Annotated in this window: 25 protein-coding genes; 14 read left to right on the top strand and 11 right to left on the bottom strand. The window is 47.4% G+C overall.

Annotated elements, in window-relative coordinates:
* Positions 1-66: 66 nt before the first annotated feature.
* The 3 genes from rpsI to zapE all read right to left on the bottom strand — a co-directional run bounded on the left by rpsI (position 67) and on the right by zapE (position 2208).
* Positions 67-459 carry a 30S ribosomal protein S9 gene (rpsI, locus tag H141_RS0105630; protein ID WP_019675270.1) on the bottom strand — a complete coding sequence of 131 codons (393 nt, stop codon included), beginning with the start codon at positions 457-459 and terminating at the stop codon, positions 67-69.
* Positions 460-471: 12 nt separating this feature from the next.
* On the bottom strand, positions 472-900 hold the full coding sequence (gene rplM / locus H141_RS0105625; protein WP_019675269.1) for a 50S ribosomal protein L13: 429 nt from the start codon (positions 898-900) through the stop codon (positions 472-474).
* A gap of 216 nt (positions 901-1116) precedes the next feature.
* Positions 1117-2208 (bottom strand): cell division protein ZapE, encoded by a 1092-nt coding sequence (gene zapE / locus H141_RS0105620; RefSeq protein WP_019675268.1) that lies wholly within the window; start codon positions 2206-2208, stop codon positions 1117-1119.
* A 123-nt stretch (positions 2209-2331) separates the two neighbouring features.
* Between zapE and H141_RS0105615 the strand changes: the two genes are divergently transcribed.
* From H141_RS0105615 to H141_RS0105605, 3 genes are all read left to right on the top strand, one after another.
* On the top strand, positions 2332-2778 hold the full coding sequence (locus tag H141_RS0105615; RefSeq protein WP_019675267.1) for a Z-ring associated ZapG family protein: 447 nt from the start codon (positions 2332-2334) through the stop codon (positions 2776-2778).
* Positions 2779-2869: 91 nt separating this feature from the next.
* Positions 2870-4222 carry a Do family serine endopeptidase gene (locus tag H141_RS0105610; RefSeq protein WP_026349259.1) on the top strand — a complete coding sequence of 451 codons (1353 nt, stop codon included), beginning with the start codon at positions 2870-2872 and terminating at the stop codon, positions 4220-4222.
* A gap of 92 nt (positions 4223-4314) precedes the next feature.
* Positions 4315-5400 carry a trypsin-like peptidase domain-containing protein gene (locus tag H141_RS0105605; protein ID WP_026349258.1) on the top strand — a complete coding sequence of 362 codons (1086 nt, stop codon included), beginning with the start codon at positions 4315-4317 and terminating at the stop codon, positions 5398-5400.
* Here the strand turns inward: H141_RS0105605 and murA are convergent.
* Genes murA through mlaF form a run of 7 tightly spaced genes read right to left on the bottom strand, consistent with a single transcriptional unit; the run spans position 5397 to position 9951 of the window.
* Positions 5397-6656, bottom strand: a complete 1260-nt coding sequence (murA, locus tag H141_RS0105600) for a UDP-N-acetylglucosamine 1-carboxyvinyltransferase (RefSeq protein ID WP_019675264.1) — start codon at positions 6654-6656, stop codon at positions 5397-5399. The genes H141_RS0105605 and murA overlap by 4 nt on opposite strands.
* Positions 6657-6664: 8 nt before the next feature.
* Positions 6665-6922 (bottom strand): BolA family protein, encoded by a 258-nt coding sequence (locus H141_RS0105595; RefSeq protein ID WP_019675263.1) that lies wholly within the window; start codon positions 6920-6922, stop codon positions 6665-6667.
* Between the two features lie 8 nt (positions 6923-6930).
* Positions 6931-7224: an STAS domain-containing protein gene (locus tag H141_RS0105590; protein ID WP_019675262.1), complete on the bottom strand. Its 294-nt coding sequence runs from the start codon at positions 7222-7224 to the stop codon at positions 6931-6933.
* A 4-nt stretch (positions 7225-7228) separates the two neighbouring features.
* Positions 7229-7912, bottom strand: a complete 684-nt coding sequence (locus H141_RS0105585; protein WP_019675261.1) for an MlaC/ttg2D family ABC transporter substrate-binding protein — start codon at positions 7910-7912, stop codon at positions 7229-7231.
* Positions 7913-7914: 2 nt separating this feature from the next.
* Complete coding sequence (gene mlaD, locus H141_RS0105580; protein ID WP_026349257.1) at positions 7915-8379, bottom strand: outer membrane lipid asymmetry maintenance protein MlaD; 465 nt, start codon at positions 8377-8379, stop codon at positions 7915-7917.
* A 1-nt stretch (position 8380) separates the two neighbouring features.
* Entirely contained in the window at positions 8381-9160 is a 780-nt protein-coding gene (gene mlaE, locus H141_RS0105575; RefSeq protein ID WP_240473097.1) for a lipid asymmetry maintenance ABC transporter permease subunit MlaE, read from the bottom strand.
* Positions 9160-9951, bottom strand: a complete 792-nt coding sequence (mlaF, locus tag H141_RS0105570) for a phospholipid ABC transporter ATP-binding protein MlaF (protein ID WP_019675258.1) — start codon at positions 9949-9951, stop codon at positions 9160-9162. Before mlaF ends, mlaE begins: the two co-directional genes overlap by 1 nt.
* A 287-nt stretch (positions 9952-10238) precedes the next feature.
* On the opposite strand from mlaF, the gene H141_RS0105565 reads away from it, so the two are divergent.
* From H141_RS0105565 to H141_RS0105515, 11 genes are read left to right on the top strand one after another with little or no spacing between them, the layout of a single operon-like run.
* Positions 10239-11216, top strand: coding sequence for a calcium/sodium antiporter (locus H141_RS0105565; protein WP_019675257.1), 978 nt, complete (start codon positions 10239-10241; stop codon positions 11214-11216).
* 26 nt (positions 11217-11242) lie between these two features.
* Complete coding sequence (locus H141_RS0105560) at positions 11243-12211, top strand: KpsF/GutQ family sugar-phosphate isomerase (protein ID WP_019675256.1); 969 nt, start codon at positions 11243-11245, stop codon at positions 12209-12211.
* Between the two features lies 1 nt (position 12212).
* Positions 12213-12767 carry a 3-deoxy-manno-octulosonate-8-phosphatase KdsC gene (kdsC, locus tag H141_RS0105555; RefSeq protein ID WP_019675255.1) on the top strand — a complete coding sequence of 185 codons (555 nt, stop codon included), beginning with the start codon at positions 12213-12215 and terminating at the stop codon, positions 12765-12767.
* Entirely contained in the window at positions 12764-13321 is a 558-nt protein-coding gene (gene lptC, locus H141_RS0105550; protein ID WP_019675254.1) for an LPS export ABC transporter periplasmic protein LptC, read from the top strand. Before kdsC ends, lptC begins: the two co-directional genes overlap by 4 nt.
* The gene (lptA, locus tag H141_RS0105545; RefSeq protein ID WP_019675253.1) at positions 13308-13802 is read left to right on the top strand and encodes a lipopolysaccharide transport periplasmic protein LptA; all 495 of its coding nucleotides are present in this window, start codon (positions 13308-13310) and stop codon (positions 13800-13802) included. Before lptC ends, lptA begins: the two co-directional genes overlap by 14 nt.
* Complete coding sequence (gene lptB, locus H141_RS0105540) at positions 13799-14521, top strand: LPS export ABC transporter ATP-binding protein (RefSeq protein ID WP_019675252.1); 723 nt, start codon at positions 13799-13801, stop codon at positions 14519-14521. Before lptA ends, lptB begins: the two co-directional genes overlap by 4 nt.
* Before the next feature lie 46 nt (positions 14522-14567).
* Entirely contained in the window at positions 14568-16064 is a 1497-nt protein-coding gene (locus H141_RS0105535; protein WP_026349255.1) for an RNA polymerase factor sigma-54, read from the top strand.
* 26 nt (positions 16065-16090) lie between these two features.
* The gene (gene hpf, locus H141_RS0105530) at positions 16091-16378 is read left to right on the top strand and encodes a ribosome hibernation promoting factor (RefSeq protein ID WP_019675250.1); all 288 of its coding nucleotides are present in this window, start codon (positions 16091-16093) and stop codon (positions 16376-16378) included.
* Positions 16379-16385: 7 nt separating this feature from the next.
* On the top strand, positions 16386-16859 hold the full coding sequence (gene ptsN / locus H141_RS0105525) for a PTS IIA-like nitrogen regulatory protein PtsN (RefSeq protein ID WP_019675249.1): 474 nt from the start codon (positions 16386-16388) through the stop codon (positions 16857-16859).
* The gene (rapZ, locus tag H141_RS0105520) at positions 16856-17713 is read left to right on the top strand and encodes an RNase adapter RapZ (RefSeq protein ID WP_019675248.1); all 858 of its coding nucleotides are present in this window, start codon (positions 16856-16858) and stop codon (positions 17711-17713) included. The genes ptsN and rapZ overlap by 4 nt, the downstream gene beginning before the upstream one ends.
* Complete coding sequence (locus H141_RS0105515; RefSeq protein ID WP_019675247.1) at positions 17703-17975, top strand: HPr family phosphocarrier protein; 273 nt, start codon at positions 17703-17705, stop codon at positions 17973-17975. The genes rapZ and H141_RS0105515 overlap by 11 nt, the downstream gene beginning before the upstream one ends.
* Positions 17976-17986: 11 nt before the next feature.
* Here the strand turns inward: H141_RS0105515 and H141_RS0105510 are convergent, their stop codons facing one another.
* The gene (locus tag H141_RS0105510) at positions 17987-18388 is read right to left on the bottom strand and encodes a Na+/H+ antiporter subunit G (RefSeq protein WP_019675246.1); all 402 of its coding nucleotides are present in this window, start codon (positions 18386-18388) and stop codon (positions 17987-17989) included.
* Positions 18389-18397: the final 9 nt, after the last annotated feature.

Raw genomic sequence — 18397 nt, 5'->3', positions numbered from 1 at the left:
ATTCAGAAAAACAATAATTATAAAAAAACCCGGCATAAAAGCCGGGTTTTTGGTACCAGAAGCGAATTAACGCTTTGAGTACTGTGGACGTTTACGTGCTTTACGCAGACCCACTTTCTTCCGTTCAACTTTACGTGCATCACGCGTTACAAAGCCTGCTTTACGCAGTGCCGGACGCAGTGATTCGTCAAACTCCATCAGTGCACGGGTGATACCGTGACGGATAGCACCGGCCTGACCGCTGATACCACCACCTTTAACAGTGATGTACAGGTCGAACTTCTCAACCATATCAACCAGTTCTAATGGCTGCTTCACTACCATACAGGCAGTTTCGCGGCCGAAGTACTCGGTCAGAGCGCGCTGATTGATAACAATGTTACCTGAACCAGCTTTTAAGAAGACGCGGGCCGTTGAGCTTTTACGACGACCAGTTCCGTAGTATTGATTCTGTGCCATGTTATGCTCCGATTAAATATCTAAAATTTGCGGTTGCTGAGCAGTGTGTTGATGCTCTGCGCCAGCGTAAACTTTTAACTTACGGAACATAGCGCGGCCTAATGGGCCTTTTGGCAACATACCTTTGATGGCAGTTTCCAGAACCATTTCAGGTTTTTTCGCGATCAGCTTCTCGAAGCTGATTTCCTTAATACCGCCTGGGAAACCAGTGTGCGAGTAATACATTTTGTTTTTCGCTTTGTTACCAGTAACAGTTACTTTCTCAGCATTGATAACGATGATGTAATCACCGGTGTCAACATGAGGTGTATACTCTGGCTTGTGCTTGCCACGTAAGCGAGCAGCGATTTCAGTTGCGATACGACCCAGTGTTTTACCGTTTGCATCAACAACGTACCAGTCGCGTTCTACGCTTTCTGGCTTTGCAGTAAAAGTTTTCATCTAAACCTATTCCAAATAAACTTAAGTTACACCTGACATTGCGCAGGGCTGTTGCTAACAATGTCGTAATCGCACCCCTTCGAGTACAAAAACTACCGGGCTAACGGCAGTATGAGGCTGTAACGTAGGCCGGGCGCGGATTATATATTAAACAATTACAAAGATCAGCCCTGTTACTGAAAAAATATCAGAAATGTTGCAGATACTTCGATCCTGTCAGGGTAAATGCGGTGAAGCCAGGTAATCACGCGACTGCATTTCCTGCAAACGGCTGATACAACGTTTGAATTCAAACTGCAGCAACCCTTCGCTATACAGCTGCTCCAGCGGCACTTCAGCCGAAATAATCAGCTTCACCTGGCGCTCATAAAACTCATCTACCAGAGCAATAAAGCGCCGGCTGACATCCTCATTGTGGCGGCCCATAGGTTTTACCCCTGCCAACAGCACGGTATGATAGCAGCGACTCAGTTCCATATAATCGTATTGACTGCGGGCACTTTCGCATAAGGTATTGAAGCTAAACCAGACAATGCCGTCTGCTTCCGCCACGGCCTTTAATTTACGATTAGCGACTTCAATCTGACATGCTTGCTGGCGCGGCTCGACTGACAATGCCATAAAGTACTGTTGTAAGTTTTGTTCTGCCTGCTCATCCAGCGGATAATGGTAAATTTCAGCTTGCTCCAAAGTTCGCAGCCGGTAATCAATACCGCTGTCAACGTTGAAGATTTGGCAGTGTTGTTTAATCAGGTTTATCGCCGGTAAAAACCGGGCCCGTTGCAAGCCATTGCGATACAGGCCATCAGGTTCAATGTTTGACGTAGCCACCAGCGTAATACCGCGGGCAAAAAGTTCTTGCATCAGGGTACCTAAAATCATCGCATCGGTAATGTCAGATACAAAAAACTCGTCAAAACAAATAATATCGGTTTGCTGTTTAAAATTATCAGCTACCTGTTGCAGTGGGTTTTTCACCCCTTTCAGTTGCTTCATGTCTTCATGCACCCGGTGCATAAAGCGATGAAAATGAATCCGCATTTTTCGTTTGGTTGGTAAACACTCATAAAAGGTATCGACCAGATAGGTTTTACCACGGCCTACTCCGCCCCAGAAATACAAACCGGTTAAAGGCTTAGCCTGCGGCGAGCCAGCAATCAATTTCTGCCACCACGACTGGCGCTGCGGTAACATCCTGATAAAATCATCGTACAGCCGCTGCAACTGCTTAACTGCATGCTCCTGCGCCGTATCATGATGAAAATCGGGCCTGGTTAAGTCTTGCTGATATTTTTCTGCTGGTGTCATGGGCTCTGGCTGGAAACTTAGTTGGTTTAGCGGACAAAACAGGCAATAATAATAACATGCCTTACCACTCAAGCTAAGAAGTTAAGGTACACTGGTGACAGAATTTACTATTTAGGAGTTGATATGGATCTCACATTCGCCCTGGCGGGTCTGGCAGTTGGTTTAATAGTGGGTGCAATTCTGGCCAGATTATACAGTTTAAAGCAGTTCAACAGCCATAAACTGCAACAGGAGCTTGACGCCAGTCGCCAGCAGCTTAATCAGTATCGGCAGGATGTGTCGCAGCATCTGGATGTTACCAACCAACTGATGACCCAGCTGCAGGACAACTACTCACGTATCGCCCGCCATGTGCAGCAATCAAAAATGCAGTTAGTTGAGCAACCACCAACAGCTAAAAATTCAGATTTAAATTACTTGTCTACTGATGCTGCTGCCCATATAAAGCAGTCGTTGCATCAGATTGACGAAAAGCGCCGGGTTTATTCTGCGGTTGATGAACAACCCCGCGATTACTCCGGTGAAGCCAGCGGTCTGATCAAAGAGAAAAAAGTCAGCAAGACCGAGTAATACTTCGTTACACAACGCTTGAATTAAACGCTGAACTTTTTCTACGCCATAACGTTCTTAGTCGCATGTTTGCAAAGGAGACTTTTACGCGATGAAGATGAAATTGTCTGTGTTACACGCTGCCGTGCTGGCAGCAACTTTAGCTGTTCCGGCCAGCTCTGTGCAGGCCGCCCTGCCTTTTTTGAATTCTGACAAACAAGAAATGCCGACGCTGGCGCCGATGCTGGAAAAAGCTACGCCTGCGGTAGTTCATATCTCGGTTGAGGGCAGCCGTGAGGTTCGCCAGCGAATTCCTGATGCATTCCGCCACTTTTTCGGCCAGCGCGATCAGGGTGAATTACGCCAGGAACGACCGTTCAGCGGTTTGGGGTCAGGTGTCATTATCGATGCCGATAAGGGCTACATTGTTACCAATAACCATGTGGTACAAGACGCCGATAAAATCCTGATAAAACTCAAAGATGGCCGCAGCTTCAGCGCTAAAAAACTTGGCGCGGATCCACAAAGCGATATTGCCTTATTGCAAATTGAAGCAAAAAACCTGGTGCAAATTCCACTGGCAGATTCCGACAAATTGCGGGTAGGCGATTTCGCTATTGCTATTGGTAACCCCTTTGGCCTGGAACAAACCGTAACTTCAGGCATTGTCAGCTCCTTAGGCCGCAGTGGTTTAAACATGGACGGCTTTGAAGACTTTATTCAAACCGACGCTGCCATCAACAGTGGTAACTCCGGTGGTGCACTGGTTAATCTGCGTGGCGAACTGATCGGCATTAATACCGCCATCCTTGGACCTAACGGTGGCAATGTCGGCATAGGCTTTTCTATTCCATCGAATATGATGAAAAACCTGGTAGACCAGATTATTGAATTTGGGGAAATTCGTCGGGGTAGCCTTGGTGTCCGCGGCAATGATGTTAACTCAGAGCTGACCGAAGCATTGAACTTAAACGTCAGCCGCGGTGCTTTTGTCAACGAAGTTATTCCCGATACCGCTGCCGCTAAAGCCGGATTAAAAGCCGGTGATGTTATCATCAGTATGAATGGCAATCGGATTCAAAGCTTCAACGAGTTAAGAGCGAAAATCGCCACCCTGGGCTCGGGGCGTAAAGCTGAGTTGGGTATTCTGCGAGATGGCAAAGAGCGCAAAGTAACAGTAACCCTGCAAGAGCTGGCAAGTGGCCAGGTTGCCGCTACTGAACTGCACCCGATGTTGCAAGGTGCAACGCTGAATAACAGCGATAAGGGGGTAGAAATCACTGAATTGGCTAATGGCTCGGTTGCTGAGCAAATTGGCTTACGTCAAGGTGATATTATCACCGGTGTAAACCGGCAGCGGGTAGCTAACCTGGCAGAGCTAAGACGTATTCTGGAGGCTCGGCAAGGCGTTGCAGCGCTTTATATTCGCCGGGGCAACGACGATCTCTACATTCTGCTTCGTTAGCTGTCATTGGCTTAAGCAGTAGCTAAGTGGCTACTGCTTAAGCACAATAAGTGCTATGCTAGCTTCACTTATTGATCTGCTACCAGACTGCTGTGCGAAATATTTTCCTGTTTGTCCTTAAAAGTGTTGCTTATGGCCTGGCGCTGGCGCTGGTCGTGCTGTTGTTTTTGCCGAATTTAACCGGTATTAGTCTGCCGAGCTGGCAAAATAACGCCGAACAAGTTGATCCAGCACCGGTTTCTTATGCCAGAGCAGTCAGAAGAGCAGCGCCAGCGGTAGTAAACGTTTACACCCGCAGCAGAGTTATTGACCCTCGCGGCTTGCGCCCACGTTCTATTGAACGGCAGGAATTGGGCTCCGGAGTCATTATGAGTGCTAAGGGTTATATTTTAACTAACCATCATGTGGTATCCGGTGCTGACCATATCGAAGTGGCGCTGCAGGATGGCCGCTGGCTGGAAGCGGTGTTAATAGGTCAGGACGTAATTTCTGATTTAGCGGTGCTTTATGTCGAGGCAGATAATCTGCCGGTGATCCCGCAAGATACACAACTCGACCCACAGGTAGGTGATGTGGTGCTGGCAATAGGTAACCCGCTTAACCTCGGGCAAACCATCACCCAGGGCATTATTAGTGCCAACGGCAATACTGGCCTGAGCTCACGAGGTTACATCGACTTTATGCGGATGGATGCGGCCATTAACAAAGGTAACTCCGGCGGCGCTCTGGTTAATACTAATGGCACTCTGGTTGGGATTAACGCTGCAGCCTTTCAATTGCAAAACCAGGATATTCAGGGCATTTTTTTCGCAGTACCTTATCAGCTGGCACATAATATTATGCAAAAGTTGATTAAACATGGCAGAGTTACCCGTAGCCATTTGGGTGTATCTGGTGATGCGGTAGTAAATGCTGCAGGTGACAGATTGGTCTCCACCGGCCAGAAGATGTATGGTCTGGCGCTAACCGCGATTAATCCAGGCGGTCCGGCTGACGACGCTGATTTACAAATTGGTGATGTTATTTTGAAAATTGCCGGTGAACAATTCTCCGATACCCGCCAGGCATTGAACCTGATTGCTGAAACAGCACCAAATACCGAATTAATGCTGACCATTGATCGCAATGGCCAGATTATGGAAGTGCCTACTGTGGTGCGGGAACTACGCCGGGGTTAAACGGCGTCTATCCGCTCTATTTTAGCACCCAGTTTCTGCAGCTTATGCTCTATTCGCTCATAACCACGATCAATGTGATAAATCCGTTCTACCAAAGTTTCGCCATCAGCTACTAAACCGGCAATAACTAAACTGGCTGACGCTCGTAAGTCAGTAGCCATAACCTGGGCAGCCATCAGCTTCGGGCTGTGCTGGCAAACGGCGGTATTACCTTCCAACCGGATTTTTGCGCCCATCCGCTGTAACTCGGGTACATGCATAAAACGGTTTTCAAAAATGGTTTCGGTTACAACGCCTACCCCTTCAGCTACCACATTCAGCACCGTAAACTGAGCTTGCATATCAGTTGGGAAACCAGGATGAGGTACTGTTTTCACATCAACTGAGGCCAACTTCCGGCCGGTCATATTCAGCCGGATCCAGTCCGGCCCGGTCGTGATGTCTGCGCCTGCTTCGCGCAGCTTTTCCAGCACAACTTCTAATTCTGACGGATCAGCACTGGTACAGGTTACATCACCACCGGTCACCGCAGCTGCTACCAGAAAAGTGCCGGTTTCAATCCGGTCAGGTAGCACCCTGTGGGTACCACCATGCAAGGCAGTAACACCTTCAATCCGGATAGTATCGGTGCCTGCACCAATAATTTTAGCGCCCATAGTATTAAGATAGGCTGCTAAATCAACAACTTCAGGTTCGCGGGCTGCATTTTCAATAGTGGTAACACCATCAGCCAGCACCGCCGCCATTAACAGGTTTTCAGTACCGGTTACGCTAACCATTTCCATTATAATATGGGCGCCTTTTAAGCGGCTGGCGCGCGCCTTGATATAACCATTTTCAACCTGAATTTCAGCGCCCATTTTGCGCAGACCATCAATATGCAGATTTACCGGGCGGGCGCCAATGGCACAACCACCAGGTAAAGATACTTCAGCCTGGCCAAAACGGCTGAGCAAGGGCCCCAATGCCAATATAGAGGCCCGCATCGTTTTCACCAGCTCATAAGGAGCATACTGATTATTAATCTGGCCAGCATCAACGGTAACACTATTGGTATCAACCGTCAGTTTGGCTCCAAACAGCTGTAACAGCTGATATGTGGTTTCAATATCTTTCAGTTTTGGCACGTTGGTGATAGTACTGGGTTTTTCAGACAGGATACTGGCGAATAAAATGGGTAAAGCTGCGTTCTTTGCACCTGAGATTATTACCTCACCTTGCAAAGGACCACTGGCAGTAACGCGGAATTGTTGCATATTATGTCTTACACAGGTGGGTTTAAAAGTTTTTCTCTGCGCCATTGTTCCGGCGTAAAGGCCTTAATACTGACAGCGTGAATACTGCCGTCAGCAATTGCACTCATCAGGGGTGCATAAATCATTTGCTGTTGTTTTACCCGACTAACATCGGCAAAACAGCTGCCTACTGCGGTTACCGCATAATGCGACCCTTCAGCAGAAACATATACCTCAGCCAGCTGCAGCTGTTCTGTTAACAGCTGTTCAATTTGTTTAATCTCCACACTACACCTTAATCTGTTATCGGTAACAAGCTCGTCACTGCACTCACTTTAGCCAAAGCGAGCAATTGTGAGGGGACCTTAATAAATTCCACCTGCAGCTCCTGCTTACGAGCCTGACCGAGTTGCTGAATTAACCAGGCTAATCCAGCTGAGTCTACATTGCTTAGGGCAGAAAAATCAAAGATTACCTTGCCATTGAGCGTATTTAACAGTTTAAAAGGTGAATATAGCATTAATGTGTCCCGGTTCAGTTCTCCACTGAACCGTAAAGTACTATCTTCTTTACTAATATTAAGTGCCACGGTGTTACTCCGGCACTTTAATCGGTTCTTTGGCTTTCTCAAGCAACAGTTCAGTGACCCGGGCAACGCCTTGCTGGCGGATCAGGTTACTAAGTTCGGCCCGCTTACTGTCTAATAATGAAATACCTTCTGCAACCATATCGTAAACCAGCCAATACTCTGAACCCCGGTTACGACGAAGTTTAAAGTCAATGGTGATATCTGGCTTGCCTGGGTCAATTACCCGGGTTTTAATGGTCATGATGCTTTGATTTTCGGGCGGACGTGCCGGTTGAATAATCACTTTCTGATCCCGGTAATAGGTTAAGGCGCCTGCGTAAGAAGCCACCATATAATCTTCAAAAGCCACCACAAAATTATCAAACTCTTCCCGCGGCAACTCACGCAGATTTACCGAGCGGCCGATCACGGTCAACGCGGCATAACGGCTGTCGATATATGGCACCAGCTCTTCATTGACGATTAACCGTAAGTACTCTTTATCCTGAGCAATTAACTCCTGGTCTCTGGCAATCCGCTGGAAGGTTTTGTCAGCAACAACCTCCATCATTTTAAATGGATCGGTGTATTGCTCTACCTTTTCGACCTGTTGCGCCGCTGCTTTTTCTGCTGGCTCATTACCAAACGCAGCAACCGGTACCAAAGCTAACGAAACCAGCAGTAAGGCACTGCCTGATATATATTTCAAGGTTAATTCCCCCGGTTAAATAAGAACTGGCCTATAAGCTCTTCAAGCACTATCGCTGAGCGCGTGTCCTGAACAGAATCACCATCGGCCAGAATTTCGACGGTTTCATCGATAAAGCCCGGCTGTAAACCGAGATACTGCTCACCCAGCAAGCCTGATGTTAAAATAGCAACTGAGCTGGTCTCAGGGAAGTTGCTGTACTGTGAGTTAATTTCCATTTTAACCACCGGCGTGTAGTACACCCGATCCAAATCAATAGACGCTACCCGTCCCACCACGACACCACCAACTTTAATTGGTGAGCGCACCTTTAACCCACCAATATTGTCGAACTTAGCATACAGCACATAACTCTCGCCTGAACCACTAACACCTGCGTTGGCTACCTTCAACGCCAGCATGAAAAATGCAGCTGCTGCCAGCACAATAAAAGTGCCTACTAAAATTTCTATTTTCCTTGTGGTCATTTTATCCACCAAACATTAATGCAGTTAATATAAAGTCAAAGCCCAGTACAGTAAGTGACGCCGTTACTACTGTCTGAGTTGTTGCCCGGCTAATTCCCTCAGAGGTGGGTATCGCATCAAAGCCTTTATGTAATGCTATCCAAATCACAATAACAGCAAAAACAATGCTTTTTATTACCCCGTTTACCACATCCTGATATAAATCGACGTTGGCCTGCATGGTCGACCAGTAACTGCCGGCATCAACACCCAACCAATCAACACCAATCAAATGGCCACCAAGAATACCTACCGCGTTAAACACCAGAGCCAATAACGGCATGCTGACCACCCCGGCCCAGAAGCGTGGTGCGATAATCCGGCGCAGTGGGTCTACCGCCATCATTTCCATACCTGACAATTGCTCAGTCGCTTTCATCAGGCCAATTTCTGCAGTTAATGCACTGCCTGCCCGCCCGGCAAACAATAACGCGGTTACTACAGGGCCAAGCTCTCGCAGCAAGCTCAATGCAACCAAAGGCCCAAGCATCCCTTCCGCACCAAACTTAACCAGCACTGTGTAGCCTTGCAGCGCCAGCACCATGCCGATAAACAAGCCTGACACCACAATAATCAACAGTGATAACACGCCAATTACGTAAAGTTGCTTAATAAATAATGGAAAGCCTTTGCGAAAATCAGGTTTACCTACCAGCGCCCCGAACAACATTATCCCTGAGCGGCCAAAGCCCGCAATGTTGTTTATGGTGTCTCGTCCCAGGTTTTGCAGTTTGTCTGTAATCACCCGGCAAACTCCATTAATTCGTCTTCGTAAGCTTCAGCCCGATAATGAAATGGCACTGCCCCATCAGCTTCACCCTGTAAAAACTGTTGCACCAACTCAGATTTATCCTGACGCAACTGAGCCGGGGTACCATGCCCAATGACCTTTTTCTCTGCCACTACATACACATAGTCAGCAATACTCATTACTTCTGTCACGTCATGCGACACTACTATTGAGGTTAAACCGAGCGCATTGTTCAGCTCTTTAATTAACCGGACAATTACGCCCATTGATATGGGATCCTGGCCAGCAAAAGGTTCATCGTACATAATAAGTTCAGGGTCCAGCGCTATCGCTCTGGCCAGCGCAGCCCGTCTTGCCATACCACCAGACAACTCTGCCGGCATAAGATCACGCGCACCGCGCAAACCAACCGCCTCAAGCTTCATTAATACGATAAGCCGGATTAATGACTCGGGCAGCCGGGTGTGTTCGCGGATTGGGAAGGCCACGTTGTCAAATACAGACATTTCGGTAAACAAGGCACCGCTTTGAAACAACATGCTCATTTTCTTGCGTGCCTGATACAAATCAGCCCGCGATAAGGCCGGAATATCCTGGCCATCAAATAAAATATGGCCACTATCAGGTTTCAACTGGCCACCGATGAGTTTAAGCAGCGTCGTTTTGCCAATACCACTTGGCCCCATTATGGCCGTTACTTTGCCACGATGCACCTGCATACACATGTCGTCATAGATCAGGTTCTGGCCCCGAGAAAAGCTTAAGTGCTGGATATCAACCATAATATCGGACAAATTGGACTCCACCTGAAAACAACCGCTACCGCGGTTTTACCGAACCTGGCATAACACCTGACAATATACATACAAGGCTGTATGTATGCAATCAAATACCGCTATCCCTTAACGTTGTAATATTGTAAAGGTATTGCACTATAAAGTCGTTACAAAAAATCGTAACAAAGTGTGCGAAAAAATCGAAGTGAGCTGAACATACAGGTTTTTTTGCATTTACCGGCAATAACGCGGAAAATACTATTACTTTTACCAGTGAATTACAGGATTGTAGTTTGTCACCTCTTATACTCGCTATTTTTTTTGTGGTCGTTGGTCTGGTTTTACTGATTTGGAGTGCCGACCGCTTTGTTTATGGTGCATCCTCGATTGCCCGCAACAGTGGCATCTCACCTATGGTGATTGGCCTTACCATTGTCGCTATGGGGTCGTCTGCACCTGAAATGCTGGTATCGGCAACAGCAGCCTGGCAGGGCAAGCTTGATACCTCTGTTGGCAATGCTATTGGCTCTAACATCACTAATATTTTATTAGTCATCGGTGCAGCGGCATTGCTGAAGCCGATTGCAGTATCGTCACTGACGTTACGCCGTGAATTCCCACTATTATTGGTCTGCACCCTGTTTGGCTACTACCTGTTATCAGATGATCTGTTGACCCGTATAGAAGGCATTATCCTGCTGATTGCCTTTGTCAGCTTTCTGGCGCTGCTGGTGTACTGGGGCAAACACGCTACCCCGGACGATCCATTGATAGCGGAAATTAACGCTGAAGTTCCCACCGTCAGTATCTCAACCCTGAAAGCCATTATATGGGCAGCAATTGGTTTAATTTTATTGCTGGCAAGTTCGCAGTTGCTGGTGCATGGCGCCGTTACTATCGCCCGCTATGCTGGCCTGAGCGATTTGGTAATCGGTCTGACTATCATCGCAATTGGTACCAGTTTGCCTGAGCTGGCTGCCAGTATAATTGGTATTTTAAAGGGCGAAGATGACTTAGCACTGGGTAACATTATCGGTTCTAACATATTTAATATCCTGGCTGTTTTGGGTTTAGGTGCCGTTATAGGTCCAGACATCATTGACCCCAACGCAGGGGGACGTGACAGCTATGTCATGATTGGCGCTACTGTTTTAATGTTAGTAATGTCAGTACGACTGACGCGCATGCAACGGATTAACCGGGCAGAGGGTGCTATACTGCTGGCATGTTTTGTCGGCTATCAATATCTGTTGTTTTCTCAGATTGCATAATTCTTATCCTTATTATGGCAAGTAATATGACCAGCACTTTTTGTAACCGGGCACTGGAAGTTCTGCAAATTGAAGCAGAAGCGGTTCGTCAGCTTGCGCAATATATCAATGCTGATTTTGACCAGGCCTGTCAGCTGCTATTTCACAGCAAAGGCAAAGTTATTGTTATGGGGATGGGTAAATCAGGCCACATCGCTAACAAGATATCTGCCACTCTGGCTTCTACCGGTACCCCGGCTTTTTTTGTCCATCCTGCTGAAGCAAGCCATGGTGATCTGGGAATGCTTACCGCCGGCGATATTGTGCTGGCCATTTCCAACTCTGGCGAAACCGCCGAAATATTAACCATTTTGCCGGTAATCAAAAGACTTGGCATTACCTTAATCAGCATGTCAGGCAATCCGGCCTCTACCCTGGCAAAGCTATCTGATGTCCATTTATGTGTCAGAGTAGAGCAGGAAGCCTGCCCGCTGGGGCTGGCACCCACCGCCAGCACGACCGCAACCTTAGCTATGGGTGATGCGCTGGCTGTTGCCCTGTTGGATGCCCGGGGGTTTTCTGCTGACGACTTTGCCTTGTCGCACCCGGGTGGTAGCCTCGGCCGCAAATTATTACTGCGCCTGAGCGATGTGATGCATAAAGACACCCAGGTGCCGGTGGTGCCGCGCCAGGCAACCATCAAAGAAGCCCTGTTGGAAATTTCAGAAAAAGGCCTTGGTATGACGGCAGTGGTTAATGCCGATCACAGCCTGGCTGGTATATTTACCGATGGTGATTTGCGTCGCATTCTTGACCTTAAGCTGGATATCCACAGTACCGCGATAGAACAGGTTATGACCTCACCTTGCACCACCGCCAACGCTGAAATGCTGGCCGGTGAAGCCCTTAAGATTATGCAGCAAAAGAAAATCAATGGTTTACTGATAGTCGATCAGAATCAGATCCCGGTTGGGGCAATGAATATGCACGACTTATTGCGGGCAGGAGTACTGTAGCATGTCACTCTTTGCCAAACTTTATCAGCCCGTCAGCAACGCTATTATCGCCAGGGCCAGCAACATTAAATTGCTGATATGTGATGTGGATGGCGTATTTTCCGATGGCCGGATTTATCTGGGGAACAACGGCGAAGAATTGAAGGCTTTTCACACCCGTGACGGCTACGGTATCAAAGCTCTGCGCCACGCCGGCATTGAAGTTGCAGTTATTACCGGTCGCACCTCTGCTATTGTCGAGCAACGGATGCGTTCATTGACGGTGCCCTATGTTTATCAGGGTCAGGAAAATAAACTGGCTGCTTTCGCCACCTTACAGCAGCAACTGGCACTTAACACAGACCAGATTGGCTACATTGGCGATGATTTAGCAGACTGGCAGGTTATGCAGCATTGCGGCTTATCAGTTGCAGTGCAAGATGCCCATCCTTATTTGCGACTGCACGCAGACTACACCACGTCTTTGCCAGGAGGCTTCGGCGCATTGCGCGAGCTGGCCGATTTACTGCTGATTAGTCAGCAGCAGTTTCAGCAATTTGATGGCAGCAGCTCATGAAAAAAACCCTGTTCCTGTTAGTGTTTGCCCTGGTGCTGACCGCAACCTATCTATGGTTCAATCCAACTGAGCAAACCGATCCTAATTACGCAGACCGTGAACTGATGCCCGATTATATTGCCGAACAGGTTACGCGCACCCTTTATGACGAACAGGGCTATGTCGCGGACCTTATTCAGGCCGGCAGGCTGGAGTTTTTTGAACGGCTGGGGTTTACTCAGTTCGAACAACCTAAATATACCCTGTTCGATCAGGAGCATCAGGCCACATGGGAAGTGACCAGCCAGTTTGGTATTTGGTTACCTGACGACAAAATTATTCTGGAGCAGGATGTCAGGATCAGTAACGTTAGTGGCAGCGAGTTGCTCGACCGGATCGATACCGCCAATCTGGAGCTGTTGTTACCGTCTAAAAAAATCCAAACAGCAGCAGCAGTTAAAATAATCGGTAAAGGTTTTCACATTAATGGTATAGGCTTGCAGGCAGATTTAACTGAGCAAAATCTGCGTATCATCAAGCATCTGGAGACGGTATACACCAATGAACAGAATTAAGTTTTTATTTCTCAGCGTTCTGCTATCGACAAGCAGTTATGCAATTGAAGCAGATTACAGTCAACCTATCGCCATTACCTCTGACGATAATGCAACATCCATCAGAGAAAACGTATCGGTTTATACCAGTAATGTTGAGATCCGTCAGGGCAGTTTACATATTAAAGCTGATCGGCTGGAAATAAATGCCAGTGGCGGCAAAGGCAATGAAGTATTCCTGACCACAGGCTCGCCAGTGCGCTACAGCCAGCTGCTGGACGGTGAACTACCAGTAACTGCAACGGCTGCAGAAATACGTTATGATCGGGCCAGTCGCATGCTGACCTTAAGCGGTAACGCAGAACTGAGTCAGAGTGGCAGTCAGGTGCAGGCCGCGGTGATCCGTTACAATATTGAGACTCAGGAAATTGTGGCTGAAAGTGGTGAACAGAAAAAGCGGGTTACCACTATTTTCACTCCGGAGAACAAGGAAAATCCATGAAGTTAGTGGCAGCACATCTGGCTAAAAGTTATAAAGGCCGGCAAGTGGTAAAGGATGTCAGCCTGGAAGTCAGCGCCGGTCAGATTGTTGGTTTGCTGGGGCCAAACGGAGCAGGCAAAACCACGACCTTTTATATGATTGTCGGCCTGGTGCCATCAGACAAGGGTAAAATCACTCTAAACGACCAGGATATCACCTTTGATCCCATTCATGCCCGCGCTCGCGCTGGTATTGGTTATCTGCCGCAGGAAAGCTCTATTTTCCGCAAATTAACGGTATACGATAACTTGCTGGCCATATTACAAACCCGCAAAGAGCTTAGTAATGCCAAACGGGAAGAGCTGGCAGACGATTTACTGGAAGAATTTCATATCGGCCACATCAAAAACAGCCTGGGCATGAGCTTGTCGGGCGGTGAGCGGCGCCGGGTGGAAATTGCCAGGGCATTGGCCGCTAATCCGGCCTTTATTCTGCTGGATGAACCCTTCGCCGGTGTCGACCCTATTTCAGTACTCGACATCAAAAAAATTATTCAGCATCTGGGGCAGCGCGGCATTGGCGTGCTGATCACCGATCATAATGTCAGAGAAACCCTTGATGTCTGCGAGATTGCCTACATAGTCAGTCATGGTGAACTTATAGCTGCCGGACCACCACAGGAAGTATTAGTTAATCAGCAGGTTCGTGATGTATACCTCGGCGAGCAATTCAGGCTATAGTTAAGAAAAACAACAAACGCCTGCTTCAGGAGAGAATTAGACGTAAATGAAACCCTCTTTGCAACTTCGGCTTGGCCAGCAACTTACAATGACACCCCAGTTACAGCAAGCCATTCGCTTACTGCAATTGTCAACCATTGAGCTGCAGCAGGAAATACAGGAAGCATTGGATGCTAATCCGTTGTTAGAAAGCGAAGATGAGTTTGAAAGCTTCTCTGCCGATCCTGACAGCAGCGACGTCAATGACAACGATGTCCGCTCCGCTTCTGATGAAAATAATGACACTGCCCAGGAAAACCTGACTGAAATAGCCGAACGTGACAGCAGTGAGTCTATTGCTGAGCAAGGCCTGCAGGACGACCTGCCACTGGATAACAACTGGGACGACCTGATTAGTGCTGCGCCCGTCAGTGCCGGCTCGCCCCCCGATGAAGAAATGGTTTTTCAGGGGGAAACCAGTGAAACACTGCAAGACTATCTACGTTGGCAAATGCAATTAACCCCCTTTTCTGAAACCGATTTAGCCATTGCCGAAATTATTATTGAAGCCATTGACGAAAGCGGCTTGCTAACCATAGACGTAGCCGAAATTCTGGAGTCACTTGGCCTGCCAGACGTCGAAGCAGATGAAGTTGAAGCAGTCATTAAACGGATCCAGTTATTTGACCCTGTTGGCGTCGGTGCCCGCACTATCGCCGAGTGTCTGCTGGTGCAGTTGCGTCAATTTGACCCGCAAACCCCGTTTTTACAGCAGGCTCAACACGTAATAAAGGAACATACCGACTTTTTAGCCAACCGGGACTTTCGTTCTTTAATGCGGGTGACTAAACTAAAAGAAGACGAGCTGAAAGAAGTGATGCGGCTAATCCTCAGTTTAAATCCCAGACCGGGTGCTGACGTTATCCGACAGGAACAACAGTACGTCATTCCAGACGTTTCGGTAAGTAAAGTAAAAGGTCGCTGGCACGTTGAACTTAACCCTGATGCCATGCCCAAAGTAAGAATAAATCAGCAATATGCGGCGATGTCACGAACCGCTAAGAATACTGCCGATACTCAATTTATCAGGTCACACCTGCAGGAGGCTAAATGGTTTCTGAAGAGCCTGGAAAGCCGCAACGAAACATTGTTGAAAGTTGCCAATTGCATTGTGCAACAACAACAAGCTTTTTTTGAGCATGGCGAAGAAGCCATGAAACCTATGGTTTTAAATGACGTAGCTGAAATGGTTGGTATGCACGAGTCAACAATTTCCAGGGTAACGACTCAGAAATTTATGCACACCCCAAGAGGAATATTTGAACTTAAATTCTTTTTTTCCAGTCATGTCAGTACAGAGAGTGGTGGTGAATGTTCCTCCACAGCGATTCGCGCCTTTATTAAGAAACTGGTGGCAGCTGAAAATCCGGCCAAGCCACTAAGTGACAGCAAGATGGCGGATATATTGTCGGACCAGGGCATCAACGTAGCGCGGCGAACTATTGCCAAGTATCGGGAAGCTTTGTTTATTCCGCCATCGAATCAACGCAAGACCTTGGTTTAGGTCAGCAAAACAGAAGGAAAACGTCTATGCAAATCAACTTAACGGGTCGTCATGTAGAAATTACCACTGCATTAAAAGAGTACGTAGACAATAAATTCGCCAAGCTGGAAAGACATTTTGATCATATTAACAATGTACATGTGATCCTAAACGTGGAAAAATTGAAACAAATTGCTGAAGCTAAGCTGCATTTGAACGGTGGTGAAGTTTTTGCGGCATCAGAAGATGAAAATATGTACGCGGCCATCGACCAGTTGATAGACAAGCTCGACAGGCAAGTTATTAAACATAAAGAAAAAGTAGCCCGACACTAAATTAATTATGATCAACTTAAGCACTATGCTAGCCGAGAACTGCACCAAGAGTGCAGTTCTTTTTAACAGCAAAAAACGAATACTCGAATATATTGCCGAGCTGGCACATCAGCGCTTACCGGAAATAAGTGAGTACACCATTCTTGAAGCGCTGATGACCCGCGAAAAGCTCGGCTCTACCGGCATCGGTGGCGGGATTGCGATTCCTCATGGCAAGCTGAAAACAGTTACCCAGCCCATTCTGGTATTTGTAGTTTCCAAAGATGCTATCGCATTCGATGCGATTGATAACCAGGCAGTAGATATATTCTGTGCCATCCTGATCCCTGAACAGCAATGTCAGGCTCATTTGACAACGCTGGCAGGTATCGCCCGCTTGCTCAGTCAGAAAGAACTTACCCGTAAAATTCGTCATGCTGAATCTGACGAGCATTTATACAAATTGATCATCGACGCCAGTGAGGTAATGAGCGCATCATGAAACTTTTGGTTGTCAGCGGTCGTTCGGGTTCCGGCAAGTCAGTTGCTTTAAGAGTGTTAGAGGATCTTGGGTATTACTGTGTTGATAATATTCCGGTAAATCTGCTACCAACATTGGCTACTACAGTTATGGGCCAATATGAACGGGTTGCAGTCAGTATTGATGTCCGCAATTTACCGCAAGACCCTGATGAGCTGGCTGACATTTTGTCATATTTGCCGCGCAAATTAGACCTGACGATTCTTTATCTTGACGCCGACCATTCCAGTTTAATAAAGCGTTTCAGTGAAACCCGGCGGCTGCATCCACTGTCACATCAGGCGATGTCACTGGATGAAGCTATTTCCCGCGAACAACAGTTGCTGGACCCTATTTCCAGCCGTGCCGATTTATATATCGATACTACAGAGCTGAATGTCCATCAGCTGGCAGAACAATTACGCGAGCGGATCCTCGGTCAAAAAACCGGGCGGCTGGTGATGTTATTTGAATCATTCGGCTTTAAATATGGTATTCCGAAAGATGCTGATTTCGTGTTTGATGCCCGTTTTCTGCCTAACCCACATTGGGAGCCAGAATTAAAACCACTGACCGGGCTGGATCAGCCCGTAAAAGATTATCTGGCATCACAAGCCGTTGTTGCTAAATACACCTGGCAGATAAACAGCTTTATCAGTAGCTGGTTACCTCATCTGGAGCGGAATAACCGCAGTTATCTGACCATTGCTATTGGCTGCACCGGCGGCCAGCATCGCTCAGTCTACATAGCTGAGAATCTGGCAGAAAGTTATCGTAGTCAACGGGAAGATGTGCAAATCCGGCACCGCGAGCTGGTTCGTCATCATGGCCACTAAGCTTAGCCGTAATGTCACTATTGTTAATCAGCTTGGGTTACATGCCAGAGCAGCAACTAAACTCGCCCAGCTGTGCCAGCAATTTCATGCACATATTGAATTAGTGCATGAAGATAAAACGGCTGACGCCTGCAGTGTATTGGCCCTGCTGATGCTTGCCAGCAGTAAAGGTAAAACCTTGCAGGTCACTGCCGAGGGCAGCGATGCCGAAGCAGCGCTGAATGCCGTAGTCTCTCTTATTGAGCAAGGCTTTGGTGAGTAACAATTGCCAGCCTAAGACTCTCCACTCTTTTTATTAGCCTCCGGCATAGCCTTGTTCGTATCCGGACTGCCTTCCTGTTGTCCCTGCTGAAGTTCACGCTCGCCACGGGTGCGCTCTATGGCTTTTAACTGATGATGTAACGCTGTTTTAATCAGCATATGGGCGCTGATGGGTGCGGTTATCAGCAGGAAAATCGTGATCAGTAACTCATGCACACTAACATTTTGCTGTAAGCTGAAATAAAAAATTGAACCGAGTAAAATCCCCCCCATTCCCAGCGTCGTGGCCTTGGTAGGGCCATGCAAACGCATAAAAAAGTCTGGCATTCTGCTTAAACCTATTGAACCAATTAATACAAAACTGCCGCCTAACAACAAGAAAAACGCAACAGCCCATTCCATCCAATTTTGCATTTAGCTATT

This window comes from Arsukibacterium perlucidum DSM 18276 (assembly GCF_000382165.1).
Lineage (GTDB): Bacteria > Pseudomonadota > Gammaproteobacteria > Enterobacterales > Alteromonadaceae > Alishewanella > Alishewanella perlucidum.
The sequence above is the reverse complement of the archived record's forward strand: the minus strand, read 5'-3'. Positions and strand labels throughout refer to the sequence as shown.